This is a genomic window from Mycobacterium hubeiense, from assembly GCF_002838065.1.
Taxonomy (GTDB): domain Bacteria; phylum Actinomycetota; class Actinomycetes; order Mycobacteriales; family Mycobacteriaceae; genus Mycobacterium; species Mycobacterium hubeiense.
Map to the genome: position 1 here is coordinate 37,192 of NZ_PIZU01000003.1, position 17,932 is coordinate 55,123.

At 66.6% G+C, this 17,932-nt stretch carries 18 protein-coding genes; 7 read left to right on the top strand and 11 right to left on the bottom strand.

Annotated features, from left to right (window positions below; all coding sequences use genetic code 11):
• Positions 1 to 25 precede the first annotated feature (25 nt).
• Together CWS39_RS03430 and CWS39_RS03435 are read left to right on the top strand one after the other, a co-directional pair.
• Complete coding sequence (locus CWS39_RS03430) at positions 26 to 646, top strand: hypothetical protein (protein ID WP_102141515.1); 621 nt, start codon at positions 26 to 28, stop codon at positions 644 to 646.
• Positions 647 to 749: 103 nt separating this feature from the next.
• A complete protein-coding gene (locus CWS39_RS03435; RefSeq protein ID WP_102141516.1) occupies positions 750 to 1,610 on the top strand; it encodes a type IV toxin-antitoxin system AbiEi family antitoxin domain-containing protein in 861 nt (286 codons plus the stop codon).
• Here CWS39_RS03435 and CWS39_RS03440 read toward each other — a convergent pair.
• The 3 genes from CWS39_RS03440 to purB form a co-directional block, all read right to left on the bottom strand.
• Complete coding sequence (locus CWS39_RS03440; RefSeq protein ID WP_255412951.1) at positions 1,585 to 2,487, bottom strand: tellurite resistance/C4-dicarboxylate transporter family protein; 903 nt, start codon at positions 2,485 to 2,487, stop codon at positions 1,585 to 1,587. The genes CWS39_RS03435 and CWS39_RS03440 overlap by 26 nt on opposite strands.
• A 91-nt stretch (positions 2,488 to 2,578) precedes the next feature.
• Positions 2,579 to 3,775: a cytochrome P450 gene (locus tag CWS39_RS03450; RefSeq protein WP_102141517.1), complete on the bottom strand. Its 1,197-nt coding sequence runs from the start codon at positions 3,773 to 3,775 to the stop codon at positions 2,579 to 2,581.
• Positions 3,772 to 5,190, bottom strand: coding sequence for an adenylosuccinate lyase (purB, locus tag CWS39_RS03455; RefSeq protein WP_102141518.1), 1,419 nt, complete (start codon positions 5,188 to 5,190; stop codon positions 3,772 to 3,774). Before purB ends, CWS39_RS03450 begins: the two co-directional genes overlap by 4 nt.
• 55 nt (positions 5,191 to 5,245) lie before the next feature.
• Here purB and CWS39_RS03460 point away from each other — a divergent pair, with 55 nt between their 5' ends.
• Positions 5,246 to 6,100 (top strand): DUF429 domain-containing protein, encoded by an 855-nt coding sequence (locus tag CWS39_RS03460; protein ID WP_102141519.1) that lies wholly within the window; start codon positions 5,246 to 5,248, stop codon positions 6,098 to 6,100.
• On the opposite strand, the gene CWS39_RS03465 is transcribed toward CWS39_RS03460, so the two are convergent.
• Positions 6,097 to 7,521 carry an APC family permease gene (locus tag CWS39_RS03465; RefSeq protein WP_102141520.1) on the bottom strand — a complete coding sequence of 475 codons (1,425 nt, stop codon included), beginning with the start codon at positions 7,519 to 7,521 and terminating at the stop codon, positions 6,097 to 6,099. The two genes, CWS39_RS03460 and CWS39_RS03465, sit on opposite strands and share 4 nt — an antisense overlap.
• Before the next feature lie 8 nt (positions 7,522 to 7,529).
• Positions 7,530 to 8,162 carry a TetR/AcrR family transcriptional regulator gene (locus CWS39_RS03470; protein ID WP_199177945.1) on the bottom strand — a complete coding sequence of 211 codons (633 nt, stop codon included), beginning with the start codon at positions 8,160 to 8,162 and terminating at the stop codon, positions 7,530 to 7,532.
• A gap of 91 nt (positions 8,163 to 8,253) precedes the next feature.
• On the opposite strand from CWS39_RS03470, the gene CWS39_RS03475 reads away from it, so the two are divergent.
• Positions 8,254 to 9,078 carry an alpha/beta hydrolase-fold protein gene (locus CWS39_RS03475; RefSeq protein WP_199177959.1) on the top strand — a complete coding sequence of 275 codons (825 nt, stop codon included), beginning with the start codon at positions 8,254 to 8,256 and terminating at the stop codon, positions 9,076 to 9,078.
• Here the strand turns inward: CWS39_RS03475 and purD are convergent.
• Entirely contained in the window at positions 9,075 to 10,343 is a 1,269-nt protein-coding gene (gene purD, locus CWS39_RS03480; protein WP_102141521.1) for a phosphoribosylamine--glycine ligase, read from the bottom strand. The two genes, CWS39_RS03475 and purD, sit on opposite strands and share 4 nt — an antisense overlap.
• 90 nt (positions 10,344 to 10,433) lie before the next feature.
• Between purD and CWS39_RS03485 the strand changes: the two genes are divergently transcribed.
• Positions 10,434 to 11,699 carry a cytochrome P450 gene (locus tag CWS39_RS03485; protein WP_199177946.1) on the top strand — a complete coding sequence of 422 codons (1,266 nt, stop codon included), beginning with the start codon at positions 10,434 to 10,436 and terminating at the stop codon, positions 11,697 to 11,699.
• 9 nt (positions 11,700 to 11,708) lie between these two features.
• Positions 11,709 to 12,323 (top strand): TetR/AcrR family transcriptional regulator, encoded by a 615-nt coding sequence (locus CWS39_RS03490; RefSeq protein WP_102141522.1) that lies wholly within the window; start codon positions 11,709 to 11,711, stop codon positions 12,321 to 12,323.
• Between the two features lie 110 nt (positions 12,324 to 12,433).
• Here the strand turns inward: CWS39_RS03490 and CWS39_RS03495 are convergent, their stop codons facing one another.
• From CWS39_RS03495 to CWS39_RS03515, 5 genes are read right to left on the bottom strand one after another with little or no spacing between them, the layout of a single operon-like run.
• On the bottom strand, positions 12,434 to 13,660 hold the full coding sequence (locus CWS39_RS03495; protein WP_102141523.1) for a hypothetical protein: 1,227 nt from the start codon (positions 13,658 to 13,660) through the stop codon (positions 12,434 to 12,436).
• Positions 13,650 to 14,078: a carboxymuconolactone decarboxylase family protein gene (locus tag CWS39_RS03500; protein ID WP_102141524.1), complete on the bottom strand. Its 429-nt coding sequence runs from the start codon at positions 14,076 to 14,078 to the stop codon at positions 13,650 to 13,652. The genes CWS39_RS03495 and CWS39_RS03500 overlap by 11 nt, the downstream gene beginning before the upstream one ends.
• 2 nt (positions 14,079 to 14,080) lie before the next feature.
• Entirely contained in the window at positions 14,081 to 14,935 is an 855-nt protein-coding gene (locus tag CWS39_RS03505) for an NAD(P)-dependent oxidoreductase (protein ID WP_102141525.1), read from the bottom strand.
• The gene (locus CWS39_RS03510; RefSeq protein WP_102141526.1) at positions 14,932 to 15,684 is read right to left on the bottom strand and encodes an SDR family oxidoreductase; all 753 of its coding nucleotides are present in this window, start codon (positions 15,682 to 15,684) and stop codon (positions 14,932 to 14,934) included. Before CWS39_RS03510 ends, CWS39_RS03505 begins: the two co-directional genes overlap by 4 nt.
• A gap of 10 nt (positions 15,685 to 15,694) precedes the next feature.
• A complete protein-coding gene (locus CWS39_RS03515) occupies positions 15,695 to 17,164 on the bottom strand; it encodes an aldehyde dehydrogenase (protein ID WP_102141730.1) in 1,470 nt (489 codons plus the stop codon).
• A gap of 152 nt (positions 17,165 to 17,316) precedes the next feature.
• Here CWS39_RS03515 and CWS39_RS03520 point away from each other — a divergent pair, with 152 nt between their 5' ends.
• Positions 17,317 to 17,922 (top strand): TetR family transcriptional regulator, encoded by a 606-nt coding sequence (locus CWS39_RS03520; RefSeq protein WP_102141527.1) that lies wholly within the window; start codon positions 17,317 to 17,319, stop codon positions 17,920 to 17,922.
• Positions 17,923 to 17,932: the final 10 nt, after the last annotated feature.

Consider the following 17,932-nt stretch of genomic DNA (forward strand, 5'->3'; position numbering starts at 1 on the left):
GAGCCTATCGGGCAGCATCAGAGCCATGACATCGCGGTTTGTGCCTTATGCCACCACGCCCGCTCGGCTGCTGCGGCAGTTGACCAGCGACATCGTGGTCGCTATCTGGGTCGTCATCTGGGTGCTCGTCGGGATGGCGGTGCACGCCGCGGTGTCCACGATCGCCGACGTCGGCCGCCAGGTGCAGACCGGCGCCAACGGTGTGGCGGAGAACCTGGACTCGGCCGGTAACAGCACCGACGATGTCCCGCTGTTCGGCGACGCGCTGGCCACGCCGCTGCGCGCAGCCAGCGAGGCCGCACTCGACATCGCCGGGGCGGGACAAAGCCTCGACAACACGGCCAGTTGGCTGGCATGGGTGTTGGCGATCGCGGTGGCCGCGCCGCCGATCCTGTTCGTCGCGATGCCGTGGCTGTTTCTGCGGTTGCGCTTCTTCCGGCGCAAGTGGACCGCGATCTCATTGGCCGCGACGCCGGCCGGTGAGCAGTTGCTGGCCCTGCGGGCGCTGGCCAATCGACCGCTGGCCAAGCTCGCGGCCGTGTCCGACGATCCGGTCGGCGCCTGGCGGCGGCAGGATGCCGCCGCCATCCACGGCTTGGCCGCTCTGGAATTGCGCGCGGCAGGCGTCCAGCGGCTCCGCCGCTGAGCCGCCGGGCGATTTGGGCGTGATAACCGGCGATTGCCGCAGGTTTTCACGCCCAAATCGCTGGGAAGGGAACCGTCGGGCGGGGTAGCGCCGTCATAATTTGGTGCTCGACGACCTATTGCGCCGCCATGACGGCGTCATCACGCTCGCTCAGGCAGAGGCGTGTGGCCTCAGTGAACACGCGGTGCTCCGTCGCCTGCGCTCCGGCCACTGGCGTAGGTGCGGCCCAGGCGTCTACTTCGTCAATGACAGGCCTTTCACCGATGCGGCACGAATCCGGTCGGCGGTGTGGAGCTACGGGCCAAGCGCCGCGGCCAGCGGACTGGCCGCTGCCTGGTGGCACAGCTTGACGAAGTTTGCGCCTCGCACCGTCGAAGTGACAGTGCCGCGCAACTGTAACGGCCGCAGTCGAACAGGGTCGCGGGTCCGGCGGCGTGACCTGCATCGAGCAGACGTCGTCGAGCGGAAAGCCCTGCGGGTAACCGAATTGGCTCTCACCGTCGTCGAAGCTGCGGTCAGGCGTGGCGGCGGGCCGGCGATCATGGACACCGCTCTGCAACGGCATACCGAACTCCCGCAGCTTTGGCGTGCGCATCTGCGCAACAAGGGCCGCCATGGCGCGCCCGCCGCGCGCCGACTCCTGCAGGCGGCCTCCGACGGCGCGCGCTCGGAAGCCGAACGGCTGCTCGTCAAACTGCTCAAGGACGCCGGCATCACCGGCTGGAAAGCCAACTATCCAGTCGGCGGCTACAAGGTTGACGTCGGATTCCCAGTGCACAAGGTGGCCATCGAAACCGACGGCTGGGCTTTCCACAGCGACCACGAGGACTTCCAACAAGATCGCAAGCGACAGAACACCATCGCATTGCTCGGCTGGCAGGTGCTGCGCTTCACCTGGCTGGACCTGACCGAGTACCCGCAGCGGGTGATCGCCGAGATCAAGTACGCGATCGGGTGGTCGTGAGCTGCACGAGGCCCGCCACAGCGACCACCAGCCATACGGCGAACGCGACCCAGAAGAACACCAGCGACACTTCCCGCAGCGATGCCCAGCCCGTGTTGACCGCGGTCGCATACGTTGCCGCCGAATACATTCCGAGCGGGAACACCATCCCCCACCACACGGCGTCGAACCGGCGCGCCTGCGGCCGCTGAAGATGCCGGATCCCGTAGTACAGCAGCGGCGGAATCCACAGCGTCGCCGCGATCCACGTCACCACCGCGAATCCGCTGTGCAGACGGTCGGCGGCGAGAGTGGCAATCGCCAAGCCGCCCATCAGGATCCAGCCGTCAGGCTCGAACCCGTTGGGATCCAGTCGGGCCGCGAATGCCCGGCCCAAGATCAACGCCGTCATCAGGCAGTAGATGGCGATCGCCACCACCCATAGGACCATCGCGACCACCCGTAGGCGATCCAGCTGCGCCAACACGATCACCAGACCGGACGTTCCCACGCTCGCGAGCTCCCAGGCCCCATGCGACTGATCGCGGAGCTCACTCCAGCGGCGCGATGCCATGGCTCGAACCGCCACAGCGACGAGCACCATCCACACGATGAGCGCGATGGTTCCAAGCGTCCACCCGACACCTGCAATGTCTGCGAGCCGCGAGTCCAGCACCGCGCACGCCGCGACAAACGTGAAGAGCCGCACCACGACATCGGGATCGCGGAGATCCAACGGTTCACGGCGCCAAGAGATCACGGCCAAAACCACCAGCACCACCAGTCCGCCCGCCGCCAGCACCGCCAGTATGTCGGTGATCCACCGGTACCCGTGATCGGCCGCCGCGATCGACACGATGCCGGTCGCCATCACCGCGGCGAATACGTCCGGCCTCACGGCGCTCGCGGCACGAGAAGCCGAACGCCCGGCGGCAGCTTCGGCTCCGGCGGTAGCACCAGCCCCATCTCGGACACCAGCTGCTCGAATGTCACCGAAGCTCAACCACCAGATGCCGGATGCCGGTGTGGCGGTTGCTGCGGGTCCACTCCACCGGCTTGACCACCTCCACCGAGCTGAACCGGGTCAAAAGCTCCTCGAACAGCACCCGCAACTCGAGGCGCGCCAGATTCGCGCCTAGGCAGTAGTGCACGCCTTGGCCAAACCCTAAGTGCGGATTGGGCTTACGCCCCACATCGAACGTGTCGGGATCGCGAAACACCGATGCATCGCGGTTCGCCGAGCCCTCCCACACCAACACCTTCTGACCGGGCTCGATCGTGTGCCCACCCAAGGACGCAGCTCGCGTCGCGGTGCGCCGTTTCGACGGTGACGGCGACGTCCACCGCACCATCTCCTCGATCGCCGTCGGCAACAGACCCAAATCGGCGCGCAACGCCGAGAGTTGCGAAGGATTTTCGGCCAGCGCCAGCAGGCCGCCCGCGACGGCGTTACGCGTCGTCTCCGCACCGGCGCTGAACAGCAGATTGAAGAACAGGTACACCTCGACGTCACTGGCATCAGAATTCGCGACAACCGACAGCATGTCGTCAGTCGGCGACGCGCGCTTTGACGCGATGAGTTCCTGACCGTAGGAGTACATCCGCGAGCCGGCCTCCTCGACCGACAGCCGAGAAATCGACGCCTTGCGAGAGCCCCCGAAATCGAAGCTTGGTTCGATCGCTTCGAACAGCCAATGCCGTTCGGACTCCGGCACTCCCAGCAGAATGCAGATCATCTGCATCGGCAACTCGGCGGCCACGTCGACGACGAAATCGAACGGCTCGCCAGCCGAAATACCACAAAGCAGCCGTCGCGCACGCGAACGCAGATCGTCCTCGACGCGTCGAATCATCCGCGGCGTCAAACCCGAAGAAACCAGCCGCCGGATCTCCGAATGCCGCGGGTCGTCCATCATGTTCAACACCTGACCGGCGATCGACAGATCCTGCAGCAGCGTCCCGCCGAAAGCCCGAGAGCCACCGGTCACCGACGAAAAGGTCACCGGATCCCGCAGCACCGCAAGGGTTTCCGCATATGTCGCCACCGACCAGAAGCCCTCGCCATCCGGGGTGTGCTCGGAAGCCGGATGCCAGAACACCGGCGCCTCCCGGCGATGCAGGTCAAAGATGGAGTGCGGGAAACCCGAAGCGAAGTTGTCCAGATCCGTGAGATCGAACGGGATCACAAGATGGCGCCCGAGGTGTACTTGGCCGCCTCGGGATACCGGCTGACCAGCTCGTCCACCGCGTCGACCACCCGGTCCACCTGATCACCCGCCGCGCCGGTGAACGCCTGCTTGTCCGCCAACGCCGCATCCAGAGCAACACGATCCAACGGCAGCCTCGGATCGGCGGCCAGCCGGTCCAGCAGGTCGGGCTCAACACCCTTCTCCCGCATGGCCAATGCGACGGCGACGGCGTGCTCCTTGATGACCTCGTGGGCGGCCTCGCGGCCCATGCCCGCGCGCACCGCCGCGATCAGAATTCGCGTGGTGGCCAGGAACGGCAGATACCGGTCGAGTTCGCGCTGAATCACCGCGGGATAGGCGCCGAACTCGTCGAGAACCGTCAAGAACGTCTCGATCTGCCCGTCGATGGCGAAGAACGCGTCGGGCAGCGCCACCCGCCGCACCACGGAGCAGAACACGTCGCCTTCGTTCCACTGCGCGCCGGCCAACTCCGCCGTCATCGACGCGTACCCGCGCAGCACCACCTGCAGGCCGTTGACACGCTCACACGACCGGGTGTTCATCTTGTGCGGCATGGCCGACGACCCCACCTGCCCGGGTGCGAAACCCTCCGTCACCAGCTCGTGGCCGGCCATCAGCCGGATGGTGTGCGCCAGCGACGACGGTCCGGCACCGACCTGGACCAGCGCGGAAACGACGTCGTGGTCCAGCGACCGCGGGTAAACCTGCCCGACGCTGGTGAAGATCTCGGTGAAGCCGAGGAACTCGGCCACCCGCCGCTCGAGCTCTGCAAGCTTGGCCGTATCACCAGAGAACAGATCGAGCATGTCCTGCGCAGTGCCCATCGGGCCTTTGATGCCGCGCAACGGATAGCGGTCGATCAACGAACGCAGCCGCGTCAAAGCCAACAGCATCTCCTCGGCCGCCGACGCGAACCTCTTGCCCAGCGTGGTGGCCTGCGCGGCGACGTTGTGGCTGCGACCGGCCATCACCAGATCGCGGTAGCTGATCGCGCGCTCGGCCAGCCGCGCCACCACCGCCACGGCGTGCCAGAAAACGAGCTCCAGGGATCGCCGAATCTGAAGCTGCTCAACATTTTCGGTCAAATCGCGAGAAGTCATGCCCTTGTGCACATGCTCGTGCCCGGCCAACGCATTGAACTCCTCGATGCGGGCCTTGACGTCGTGGCGCAGCACCCGCTCCCGGTCCGCGATCGACGGCAGGTCGACGTCTTCGAGCACCCGTTCGTAGTCATCGATAACCGACGCGGGCACGTCGATACCCAACGACGCCTGCGCGCGCAGCACCGCCAGCCACAGCCGTCGTTCGGCGACGATCTTGGCCTCCGGCGACCAGATCGCCACCATTTCGTCGCTGGCGTACCGATTGGCCAGCACATTGGGGATGGTCACAAACCCACAGCTTACGGCGACCGCACAGTGCACGGCATCAGGCAGAGTAGGGCCCATGTACTTTGTCGGGCTTGATCTTGCGTGGGGCGAGAAGAACCACACCGGCGTGGCGGTCATCGACCAGGGCGGGCGCCTTCTGCATCTCGGTGTTGCGCAGGACGACGCCAGTATCGAGGCGGCGATCGCCCCCTACATCGGCGACGAATGCCTGGTCGGTATCGACGCCCCGCTGATCGTGCCCAACGCCGAGGGCCGACGGATCGCGGAGATCGAGTTGGGCAGGGACTTCTCGCGGTTCGACGCGGGCGCGCACTCTGCCAACAGATCCAATCCGTTGTTCGACCCGCCGCGCGGCGCCGTGCTCTGCGGCCGACTGGGCCTCGACATGGACCCCGAGTCGCGGGCCCCGCGGCGGGCGATCGAGGTCTTCCCGCACCCGGCCACCGTCGTGCTGTTCCGCCTGCCCAAGATCCTGAAGTACAAGAAGGGCGAGGTCGACGACCGCCGCCGCGAACTGCTGCAGTTGATGACGCTGATCGAAGGGCTCGACACGGCGACGCCTCGGCTGCGGGTGAACCACAACGTGGCCTGGGTGGAGTTGCGCAACAGGATCGCAGCGGCGACGCGCCAGGTGCAACTCGACCGCGACGAGGACCCCGTCGACGCCGTGCTCTGCGCGTACATCGCGCTGTACCGGTTTCACCGGCCGGACGACGTGACCACCTACGGCGACTACGCGTCCGGATACATCATCACGCCGACGCTGCCGAGCGATCTGACCCCCGCACCGCGACGGCACGCCGCGCCGGAACCCGCCGACGATGTGCTAGCGCGCCTCGAACAGGTGCAGGCGTTGATCGAACGGGCCCAACGCGAATTGACCTCTATCCGAAGGCAATTGGGCGGTTAGTCCGGCGGTGCGGCCAGGTGGGTGGGGTCGACGATGCCCGGCCCGCGGATGCCGAGTTGGCGGTTGATCAGCATGGTGATCCCGAACAGCACGATGCCGATGGCGACGAGGATCAGCGCCAACACGTACTGCTGGATCGGCCGGCCCGACAGCGGTGTCACCAGATACAGCGAGGCGAAGAAGCCGATCACCGGCAGCGCCGTCGGCGTCTTGAAGTGGCCGCCGCCCTCCTGCACGTCGCGGCGCAGCACCAGCACCGCGACGTTGACCACGGCGAACACCGCCAACAGCAATAGCGAGGTGGTGCCGCCGAGCACCGCGATCGCATTGGAACTGGCGAACGCCGACACGTAGAAGATCAACCCGAACGCGATGGCGGTGGTGAACAGGATCGCCACCCATGGCGTGCGGCGCTGCGGGTGCACCGCGCCCAGCACCGGCGGCAGCACGTGTTGGCGGGCCATGCCGTAGATCAGCCGGCTGGCCATCAGCATGTTGATCAGCGCGGTGTTGGACACCGCGAACATCGAGATGAACGGGAAGATGTCCTCGATGGGCAGACCGGGTGCGCCGGCCTTGACGACGTCGACGAGCGGGGTGTCGCTGGCGGCCAGCTGCCCGACGGGCACCAGCGCCACCGCGACGATCGAGACCAGGATGTAGACGATGCCGGCGATGGTCAGGCCCGACAGCAGCACTTTGGGGAAGGTCTTGACCGGATCTTTGGTCTCTTCGGCCATGTTCACCGAGTCCTCGAAACCCACCATCGCGAAGAACGCCAGCGACGTCGCCGCGGTGACGGCCATGAAGGCGTTCTTGTCGGAGGCGGTGTCGAAGGCCACCACCCGCGAGAAGTCCGCATCGATGCCGCGGGTGAACGCCCACAGCCCGACGAACAGCACCAGCATCAGACCGGTCGCCTCGATGATGGTCAGGATCACGTTGAGCTTGACGCTTTCCCCGACACCGCGCAGGTTCACCGTGGCCAGCATCGCCATGAACAACAGCGCGATGACGACGACGCCGACCTTGCCCCAATCGAGACCGAATCCGGTGGCGAAATTGGCCGCGAAGAATCTGGAAGCCGTTGACGCCGAGGTGATTCCGGAACACATCACCACAAACGCCACCAGGAAGGTGACGAACTGGATGCCGAAAGCCTTGTGCGCGTACAACGCTGCACCCGCGGCCTGCGGATACTTGGTCACCAGCTCCAGATAACTGAACGCGGTGATGGTCGCGATCAGGAACGCGACGAGGAACGGAACCCACGCTGCCCCACCGACTTCGCCCGCGACATCGCCGGTCAACGCGTACACGCCGGTGCCCAGAATGTCGCCTACGACAAACAGCAGCAGCAGGCCCGGGCCCATTACTCGCCGCAGCTGCGGCTGCTCTTCGACGGTGTCGGGCTTGGTCATTCCCCTCCTTAGGTTAGGTGCACCGCCCGTTCGTCGACCGGCGCCAGGACATCGATGACGTCAATCAATGTCGCACGGGCACTGGCCCGGGGGCCATCCCCCTCATCGGCGAGCGCGGCGACCACCGCGCCGTCCACGGCACACACCAACGCGGTGACCAACTCCGCGCGCACCGATCGGCCGGAGCGTTCCACCACGGCGACGACGGCGTCGGTGCGCTGCTGCAGAATCCGGCGCTGCACGTCGCGCAGTTTGGGCTGACGCGCGCACGCGATGTAGCGCTCGTAGCGCGAGATCAACTGCTCGCTGCCCCGCTCCTCGGGCGTGTCGCCCACCAGAAGATCCACCAGCACATCGGCCGTCGACTCCGCGCCGCGACGCCGCCGCGACAGAGTGGCCACGCGCGAATGCAACTGTTCGGCCTCGCGAGCGCCGATGTGTTCGACGGCCTTGGCGATCAGGTCGTCGAGGGAGGAGAAGTAGTACGTCGTCGACGCCAGCGGCAGCCCCGCGCGACGCGCCACGGCACGATGTCGCACGGCGTCGAACCCGCCTTCGCACAGCAGTTCAGCAGCAGCGCTGACCAGCGCATACCGCCGACGTTCTCCTTTAGGAGTGACCGCTGCCGTCACGTCTAGCATGCTGCCAGCCGGGGGGTTGCGACATTGCGGTTTCGCCCAATCATCAGGCTTTACTCAGGAAGATTTGGAGGACGGCCCACCGGCCGATGGCATGATGACGCGCATGCCCGAACTCAGCCGTCGCGCGCTCCTCGGTCTCGGTGTCGGCGCAGTCGGCGCCTGCGCGTTGGGCGTGGGGGGCGTGGGCACCGCACCGGCCGCCGCGGCCCCGACGTACTCCGGCGGGATGTTCGTGTCGGCGGCCCGCGGCGGCATCCCGACCAACTGGGCCATCGCCCGTCCGCCCGGGCAGACGGCGCCGCTGCGGCCGATCATCGCGTTGCACGGCAAGGACCAGAGCGCCGCAGGCGTGATGGCCGGCGGGGTCGAACAAGGGCTGGCCCAGGCCGTCGCGGCGGGCGTGCCGCCGGTCGCGGTGGTCGCCGTTGACGGAGGCGGAAGTTACTGGCACAAACGGGCGTCCGGCGAGGACGCCGGTGCCATGGTGCTCGACGAACTCATCCCGATGCTGGCGACGCAGGAGATCGACACCTCACGCGTCGCATTCCTCGGCTGGTCGATGGGCGGCTACGGCGCGCTGCTGCTCGGCTCCCGGCTGGGCCCAGGCCGCACCGCGGCCATCTGCGCGGTGAGCCCGGCGCTGTGGACATCGCCCGGCGCCGCGGCGCCCTACGCCTTCGACGGGCCCGAAGACTATGAGGCGCACAGCGTTTGGGGCAGACCCGAATTCGCCTCGATCCCGATCCGCATCGATTGCGGCGACGCCGATCCGTTCGCCGAGGCCACACGGCAGTTCATCGCGCAACTGCCGAACCCGCCCGCGGGCGGCTTTTCCCCCGGCGGACATGACGCCGGCTACTGGAGTTCTCAGCTGCCCGCCGAGCTGGCGTGGATCGCGCCGCTGCTGGTCGCCTAGACGCTGACACGGCCTTCTGCCGCGGCCAGTGCGATGTCGGTGCGGAAGTGACTGCCGGGCAAGCGTATCGACTTGATCAACGCGTATGCGTTCTCCCGGGCGGCGGCCAGATCCGCTCCGGTGCCGACAACCGAGAGCACCCGCCCACCCGACGACACGATCGCTCCGTCCTCGCGACGGGCCGTGCCCGCATGCAGCACACCGTCAGCCTCGGAGCCGACGATGACGTCGCCGACCCGCGGCCGTCCCGGATAGTTCTCCGCGGCGAGCACCACGGTCACGGCCGCGCCGTCGCGCCACTGCAGCGGAGGCTGGTCCGCGAGTTTGCCGGTAGCCGCGGCGTAAAGCAGTTGCCCCAGTGGGCTTTCCAGCAGAGCCAGCACCGATTGGGTCTCCGGATCGCCGAAGCGGCAGTTGAATTCGACCACCGCTGGGCCACGCGAAGTGATCGCCAACCCTGCGTACAGCAGGCCCGTGAATGGGCAACCACGTCGAACCATCTCGGCTGCAACGGGTTTGACGATCTCGTCGACGATCTGGGTGATAACCTCGTCGGGCAGCCAGTCGAGCGGCGCGAAGGCGCCCATACCGCCGGTGTTGGGTCCGGTGTCCCCGTCGCCGACGCGCTTGAAGTCCTGAGCGGGCAGCAGCGGCACCACCGTTTCACCGTCCACGATCGAAAACAGTGACACCTCGGGGCCGTCGAGGAACGACTCGAGCAGTACCGGATGGCCGGCGTCGAGCAGACTGGCCGCGTGTGCGCGGGCGGCGTCGCGGTCCGGCGTCACCACCACGCCCTTGCCGGCGGCCAGTCCGTCGTCCTTGACCACCCACGCCGGTTCGCCGACGGCGGGTCCGAACCGGTCCAGAGCGGCGTCGAGATGCCCTGGGTTGTCGACGATTTCACTGTTTGCGGTGCGCACACCCGCGGCGGTCATCACGTCCTTGGCGAACGACTTGGACCCCTCAATGCGGGCAGCGTCTCGCGTAGGCCCGAAGCAGGCAATACCGGCAGCACGCACGGCGTCGGCGACCCCGAGCACCAGCGGCACTTCGGGACCGATGACGACGAGGTCGGCGCCGATCTTGTGGGCCAACTTCGCGACGGCGTCACCGTCGGTGATGTCGACGTCGTACTGGTCGGCGATGACCGCAGTGCCGGCATTGCCGGGCGCCACCGCGAGCTCGGAGACCTCGGGGTCCCGGCGCAACGCCAGCAGGAGTGCATGTTCACGGGCTCCGGATCCGATGACGAGGACGCGCACGGTGCCACCCTAATGGCAGCGCCGCGCCACTGTTTTTTGCGGCCAGCCTGACGCGGCCATACACTTGACAATGCAGTGTATGGTCAGGCTATGACGCAGAGCACATGCCCCTTCGGCCCCGGCAGTGATTTCCCCCGAGTCGCTTCGCTCCTGCCCCCAGGGATTGACTTCACCGACCCCGACGTCCTGCTGCAGGGCATCCCCGTCAAGGAGTTCGCCGAGCTGCGCAAGACCGCGCCGGTGTGGTGGAACGAGCAGCCGGAGTCGATCTTCGACGACGGCGGCTACTGGGTGATCAGCCGCCACGAGGACATCAAGGCCATCTCCCGCAACGGCGATCTGTGGTCGACCAACCGCAAGGGCGCTGTCATGCGGCTGCCCGACGGCGTCACCAAAGAGCAGCTGGATCTCACCAAGGCGCTGCTGATCAACCACGACGCACCAGAGCACACCCGGCTGCGCAAGCTGGTGTCGCGGCTGTTCACGCCGCGGTCGGTGGCCACGCTGGAGGAAAAGCTGGCTGTGGCCGCCCGCGAGATCGTCGCCAAGGCCGCCGAGAAGGGGAGTGGCAACTTTGTCGACGACATCGCGATGAGCCTGCCGCTGTTGGCGATCGCCGATCTGATCGGCGTGCCGGAGGCCGACCGCGAGAAGTTGTTCCACTGGACCAACGCGATCATGAACACCGACGACCCGGATTTTGACAGCGATCCGACGATGGCCAATGCCGAGTTGATGGGCTACGCCTACAACATGGCCGAGGAGCGGCGGCGGTGTCCGGCCGACGACATTGTCACCCGCTTGGTGCAGGCCGACATCGATGGCGAGTCACTGGAGGACGTCGAGTTCGCGTTCTTCGTGATCCTGTTGGCGGTCGCGGGCAACGAGACCACCCGCAACGCGATGACACACGGTATGAACGCGTTCTTCGAAAATCCCGACCAGTGGGAGCTGTTCAAGCGGGAACGCCCGGAGACCGCCGTCGACGAGATCGTGCGCTGGGCCACGCCGGTGCACTGCTTCCAGCGAACGGCGCTGGCCGACACCGAGATCGGCGGGGTGAAGATCCGCGAGGGCCAGCGGGTGGGGCTGTTCTACAGCTCGGCCAACTACGACGAAGCGGTATTCGACAAGCCGTTCGAGTTCAATATCCTGCGCGACCCCAACCCGCATCTGGCGTTCGGCGGCAACGGCGCGCACTACTGCATTGGCGCGAACCTGGCGCGCATGGAGATCAAGCTGATGTTCAACGAGATCGCCGACCAGATTCCCGACATCGCGAAACTGGGCGAACCGCAACGGCTTCGGTCGGGCTGGATCAACGGCGTGAAAGAGCTGGCGGTCTCCTACCGCTAGGCTGCCAGCATGCGCACCCACGGCTGGTCCGGCTCGGCGCCCGCCAGCGACGAAGAGGCCGTCGCGCGGATTCTGACGGCCGCGAGCAAGGCCATCGACGAGCGTGGCGCCGACATCAGCATCGCCGACGTGGCCCGCACGCTTGGCGTCACCCGCCAGACTGTCTACCGGTATTTCCCCAGCACCGACGCGTTGCTGGTGGAAGCGGCGGTGCACGCGGCGAGCGGATTTCTCGACCGGCTGGCCGCTCATCTTCAGGGCATCACCGATCCGGTCGAAGCCGTCGCGGAAGCGATTGCCACGGCGCTGGAGTGGTTGCCGAAGGACAAGCACATCGGCCTGTTGATCGCGCCGGGCCGCGTCGACGCCCACACCGAGTCGGTGACTTCTGATGTGGCACAGCAGTTCGCGAACTCGATGCTGCGCCGCTTCGACGTGGACTGGGCCGGGCTGGGATTCACCGACGACGAGCTCGACGAACTCGCCGAACATCTGCTGCGGATCATCCAATCGTTCGTCATCGACCCCGGCCGCCCGCCGCGGGAAGGTGAAGCACTGCGCGGCTATCTGCGCCGCTGGGTCGGTTCGGCAGTGCGCACCGAGGCGACGGCGCACCGTAGCTAGTCCTCGGCTTCGGCGATCACATCCGTCACACCAGTCCCGGCAACAGACCACTGTGCAGAGTCAGTACCTATCCGGCGAGAGACGGGTGTGGCTACTGTGACAGCCGCCCGCTATACCACCGTCAACGGCAATGACTTCCGCGGCTGGAACTCGAACGTCGCGCCCCCGCTGACCTTCGCGACCGACACCTCCGGGAATTCCTTTGCCTCGCTATCGGTCTCAAGCACCCGGGCGATCCAGTCGTTCTCGCCGCCGCTCACCTCGACGTCGAGGTGCTTGTCGACGGCGGTCACGATCGCCTGCAGCGGACGCGTTTCGGTCGGGCTCACCAACGAGATCCACGCCCCGTCCTCATGCGCCGGCGACCGACGCACGTGCACGACGTCCGGGCCGAACTCCGCCGTCACATAGGCGGCGGGATTGAACAACGGATGCAGTTCGAGAACCCGCATCGCGCCCTCGATCCCGCCGGGCAGGTCCAGCGCGCGGTGGATGCGTTCGGCGCCCAGACCCGCCACACCGATCAGCTGTTTGGTGCAGATCTCCCGGGCCAGTTCGGTATTCGTGCCCGCCCGCTTGCCCACCGCGAGCACGAACGACAGGTTCAGCAGGTGCATCTGCAGGCACACCTCATCGGCCATCCGCACCAGCGCCGAATGCGAGAACGCCGCGAAGTCGAAGTCCGACAGCAGCGGGCCCGAGTAATCGGACTGGCCCTCGTCAGAGGTGTCGATCGGATCGAGTTCGGTTCTCGCGGCGCGGGTCCGGCGCACCGCGTCGAGCGCCGGGATGTCTTCGACCTCGGGGTACGACTCGTCGATGATCACCGTCCACGCGCAGTGCGGGTGGCGGTCGGCCGGCACCCGCGGCGGCCGGTGGATCGGCCGGATCTGCGCCTTGCGGTTGGTGGCCAACGCCGTGGCGTCGAACGTCGGATCCTCGATGTCGTGGCACATGCCGCGGACGTACTCTTCGCCCATCGGCTCGACGTCCAGCAGCGCACCGCAGTGGTCGAGGTGAAACTCGCCGTGCCAGCGGTCGTGGATGGTGTAGCGGAAGTCCATGAACTGCGGCGGCGCACCGATATCGAGCTGCAGGCCCTTGAAGATCGTGATGACGTCGTCGCCCTCATAGTGCAGGGCTTTCTGCATCCGCTTGGTGTAGATAGGACTGGACGCCATCCATTCCTCGATGGCGATCTGCAGCATCTCTTCCCGACCGAAATTGCTGATGCACCAGGCCATTCCGGACCGGTCGATCATCTGGCCCATCAGCAGCAGTTCGGGCACCAGCGTGGCAAGCTGATCGCGTGAGAGGCCGGCGTACCTACTGGTCATCGAGCGTCTTACCTGTGTGCATCTTCACGGCCTCGTTGACGTTGGCCTTCTTGTCGCCCGACGCCTTCTTCCGCTTGGCGGCAACGCGACCCACCACACCGTTCAGCCCCGAGCCGAGCGGGAAGCCGACGTAGTGCGTGAGGAAGACCGCCATCTCCTTGAGCTCGTCCTCGGTGAGCTCGCCGTTCTCCAGCGCGGCGTTGACCTGGACCTCCGACAGGTCCTGCAGGCCAAGTGCCGTCACCACTGACAGCGTCATGATCCGCTTGTCGCGCATGGACAGTCCCGGCCTCGTCCAGATGCTGCCGAAAAGGTGGTCGACGGTGAGATCGAAGTACGCGTCGCCTTCGATGTTCGGCATCTCCCAGGCGTAGACCTCGTTCATTTTCGCGAGGCCCTTGCGGCGCAGCTCGTCCATGCTTACTCCTCTTCGTTCGAGTGTGGCACGCCGAGCCCGGTGGCGAGCCGCTGCAGCGCCACCTCGGCCAACGGCAGATCGACACCCGTCGCCGCACCCAGCGACAACGCCAGGCTCAGATCCTTCTCGCCGAGTCCCCGGGTGTGGGTGAACGCGTCGTACAGCCAGTGATCGGGGGTCAGCGGTTTCATGTCCTCGCGGACCATGATCGCGCCGGGCCCGCCGGTCAGCGCGTCGGTGTGACGCACCACCCGACCCAACTGCTGCAGGTCCAGTCCGGACGCCTCGGCCAGCTTCATCGCCTCACACGCGGCGGCGTACCCGGTGAACGTCAACATGTTGCGGGCCAACTTCATCCGCGTGCCCGCGCCCGGCTCACCGGCGTGGATCACCAGCGATGCCCATTGCTTGAACGCGGGCTTGATCCGCTCGTACACCTCGCGCTCCGCGCCCACCATGGTGGCCAGCTCGCCCTTTTCCGCCGCTCCCCCGCCACCGCTGACGGGAGCGTCGACGACGTGAATGCCCTGCGGCTTGAGGTCGCGGGCGAGTTCGACCGCGGTGGTGTCGCTGATCGTCGAGTGGATTGCGATGACAGTGCCCGGTTTGGCGTGGGCGGCCAGCTCACCCACCACCTCGCGCACCTGCTCGTCGTTGAGCACGGTGACGCTGATGACGTCGGCGGCCGCGACGTCGGCGACGCTGTCGGCCAGCGTGGCGCCGGCCTCGGCCAGTGGCGTCATCGCCTCGGCCCGGACGTCGAAAACCGTGACGCCGCCGGGCCAGTCGACCAAGCGCTTGGCCATCGGCGCGCCCATGTTGCCGAGGCCGATGTAGCCCAACTTCAGATCGGTCATGAGCGGATGATCTGTCCGCCGTCGACGTTGAAGATCTGCCCGGTGATCCACTTGGCTTGATCGCTGAGCAGGAACAGGCACATGCCGACGAGATCCTCGGGAGTTCCCATGCGCGACAGCGGAATTCCCTTGACGATGTCGGCCACCATCTCTTGGGGTGTGGTGCTGCGGTTGGCCTCGGTGTCGATCGGACCCGGTGCGATCGCGTTGATCCGGATGTTCATCCCGCCGAGTTCACGCGACAGTTGCTGGGTGAGCCCGTTGACGCCGAGCTTGGCCAGACCGTAGAAGTTCGCGTACATCCATGCGGCCGTGGACGATTGGTTGACGATCGCGCCGCCGCCGCGTTTGGCCATCTTCTTGTACACCGCGCGGGTGCACACCAGTGCGCCGTCCATGTTGACGCTCATGAACTTCTTGTAGTAGTCCCAGTCGACGGTCAGCAGCAGGTCGAGCTTCATGCCACCGAATATCGCGGCATTGTTGACCAGGTAGTCGATGCCGCCGAATTCGGCGAGTGTGCGGTCGGCCATCGCCTTGGCCGAGTCGATGTCCGAAACATCCACCGGCACACTGATCGCGGTACCGCCGTCGGTGGTGATCTGCTTGGCCACTCCCTCGGCGGCCTCGGCATTGATGTCAGCCACCACCACCGCGGCGCCTTCACGGGCCAACGCCTCCGCGTAGGCCTGGCCGATACCGCCGCCCGAACCGGTGACGATCGCGACCTTCTCGTCAAACTGCCCCATGAAGCTCTCCTTAATTCGCCAGCGTGGCAATGACTTTGATTTCGGTGTATTCCTCGAAACCGGCCAGCCCCATCTCCCGGCCGATTCCCGATTGCTTGTAGCCGCCGAACGGCGCATCCGCGGCATACCAGACGCCGCCGTTGACATTGACGGTGCCGACCCGCAGCCGGTCGGCCACCCGCGCGGCGCGCTCGTCGTCGCCGGAGAACACCGTGCCGGACAGGCCGTACGGGGAATCGTTGGCGATCCGCACCGCGTCGTCGTCGCCGTCATGGGCGATCACCGTGAGCACCGGACCGAAGATCTCCTCACGCGCCACCCGCGCCGAATTATCCAGGCCCGCAATCACCGTCGGCTCGATGAAGAACCCGCGATCGCGGTCGGCCGGACGGCCACCCCCGCAGGCGAATGTGCCGCCCTCCTCGACCGCCAGATCGAGGTAGCCCTGGATGCGGTCGCGCTGGCGCTCCGAGATCACCGGGCCGCAGACGGTGGTGTTGTCGTTGGGGTCGCCGGGCTTGATCGACGCCATCGTTGCGGCGGCCGCGGCGACGGCTTCGTCGTAACGGGCCCGCGGCACCACCAGCCGGGTGGTGATCGCGCAGCCCTGGCCGGCGTGCATCGAGGCGGTGAATGCCGACATCGAGCAGGCGCCGGCCAGATCCGCGTCGTCGAGCACCAGGAACGCCGACTTGCCGCCGAGTTCCAGGAACACCTTCTTGATCGTCGCGGCGGCATCTGCCATCACCGCGCGCCCGGTCGCCGTCGACCCGGTGAACGAAACCATGTCCACCCGAGCATCTTTCGACAACAGCGCGCCCACCGCGTGATCGTTGGACGTGACGATGTTGATCACGCCCGGCGGGAAATCGGTGTGCTCGGCGATGATCTGGCCCACTGCGGCCGCGCACCACGGCGTATCCGGTGCGGGCTTGAGAACCAGCGTGTTACCGGCGGCCAGCGCAGGCCCCACTTTCGCAAGGTTGATCTGGTGCGGGAAGTTCCACGGCGTGATGGCGCCGACAACGCCGACCGCCTCGCGGGCCAGGGTGCGTCGAGTGGGGATGCCCTGCGGCGTCGCGTGGCCGAGATCGGTTTTCCACTCGTAGTTTTCGGCGGTGTCGGCGCAGAAGGACAGATCGTCGATCGGCCCCTCGAGTTGCGCGCCAGACGTCAGCATCCGCGGCGCGCCCACCTCGGCGATGGTGATCTCGCGCAGTTCTTCGGCGTGCTCGCGCAGGGCGTCGCGCAGCTGCCTGATGCACCGCACCCGCAGCTCGGTGTTGGTCGACCAATCCGTGTCGTCGAAGGCGCGGCGGGCCGCCTCGATCGCACGGCCCATATCGGTCGCGTCGGCGTCGGCCGCCACACCGAGCACCTCCTCGGTGGCCGGGTTGATCGTCGGGAACGTGCCCGCACTCCCCGTGACCAACTTGCCGTCGATCAGCAGTCGACTCTCGCGATCGGCCAGTAGCGCCATCAACACTCCCCACTCAAATTCTGGACAACTGTCCGACAGTACCTGGTCGAACCATAGCCCCAGACGCCCGCGAGTGGCAAGAGTGGGCCAGTTGTCAGCGGTTTTACCAGCAATACTTGCCCACACACCACATCGTCGGATAACTTGGACATGTGTCCAGTGATGCCGTGCCAGTGGTCGTGGATGCGGTGGCCGAAACGCCCCGCAACCGCCGCCAGGAAGAGACCTTTCGCAAGGTGCTCACCGCCGGTATGGAGATGCTGCGCGAGACGTCCTATGCCGACCTCACCGTGCGGGCGGTCGCGGCACGCGCCAAGGTTGCCCCGGCGACGGCCTACACGTACTTCAGCTCGAAGAACCACTTGATCGCCGAGGTGTACCTCGACCTGGTCCGCCAAGTGCCGTACTTCACCGACGTGAATGACTCCATGATCACCCGCGTCGACAAGGCGCTACGCGCGCTGACGTTGGTCGTCGCCGACGAGCCCGAGGTCGCTGCCGCCTGTACGACGGCGTTGCTGGGCGGCGGCAGCGACGAGGCGGTGCGCAAGGTGCGCGACCAGATCGGTGCCGAGATCCACCGTCGCATCCGCTCGGCCGTGGGCCCCGATGCCGATCCGCGCACGGTGTCGGCGTTGGAGATGACGTTCTTCGGCGCGCTGGTCAATGCAGGCAGCGGCGCCTTCACCTACCACCAGATCGCCGACCGGCTGACGTATGTGGTCGGCCTCATCCTCGGAGAGGATCAAAATGCCTGAGCTGGGAGAA

Bases quoted from the DNA above. Each gene is read 5' to 3' on its own strand.
- CWS39_RS03430 (WP_102141515.1), top strand. From the start codon at position 26: ATGACATCGCGGTTTGTGCCTTATGCCACCACGCCCGCTCGGCTGCTG.
- CWS39_RS03460 (WP_102141519.1), top strand. From the start codon at position 5,246: ATGTACTTTGTCGGGCTTGATCTTGCGTGGGGCGAGAAGAACCACACC.
- CWS39_RS03465 (WP_102141520.1), bottom strand. From the start codon at position 7,521: ATGACCAAGCCCGACACCGTCGAAGAGCAGCCGCAGCTGCGGCGAGTA.
- CWS39_RS03470 (WP_199177945.1), bottom strand. From the start codon at position 8,162: ATGCTAGACGTGACGGCAGCGGTCACTCCTAAAGGAGAACGTCGGCGG.
- CWS39_RS03475 (WP_199177959.1), top strand. From the start codon at position 8,254: ATGATGACGCGCATGCCCGAACTCAGCCGTCGCGCGCTCCTCGGTCTC.
- CWS39_RS03485 (WP_199177946.1), top strand. From the start codon at position 10,434: ATGACGCAGAGCACATGCCCCTTCGGCCCCGGCAGTGATTTCCCCCGA.
- CWS39_RS03490 (WP_102141522.1), top strand. From the start codon at position 11,709: ATGCGCACCCACGGCTGGTCCGGCTCGGCGCCCGCCAGCGACGAAGAG.
- CWS39_RS03495 (WP_102141523.1), bottom strand. From the start codon at position 13,660: ATGACCAGTAGGTACGCCGGCCTCTCACGCGATCAGCTTGCCACGCTG.
- CWS39_RS03500 (WP_102141524.1), bottom strand. From the start codon at position 14,078: ATGGACGAGCTGCGCCGCAAGGGCCTCGCGAAAATGAACGAGGTCTAC.
- CWS39_RS03505 (WP_102141525.1), bottom strand. From the start codon at position 14,935: ATGACCGATCTGAAGTTGGGCTACATCGGCCTCGGCAACATGGGCGCG.
- CWS39_RS03510 (WP_102141526.1), bottom strand. From the start codon at position 15,684: ATGGGGCAGTTTGACGAGAAGGTCGCGATCGTCACCGGTTCGGGCGGC.
- CWS39_RS03515 (WP_102141730.1), bottom strand. From the start codon at position 17,164: ATGGCGCTACTGGCCGATCGCGAGAGTCGACTGCTGATCGACGGCAAG.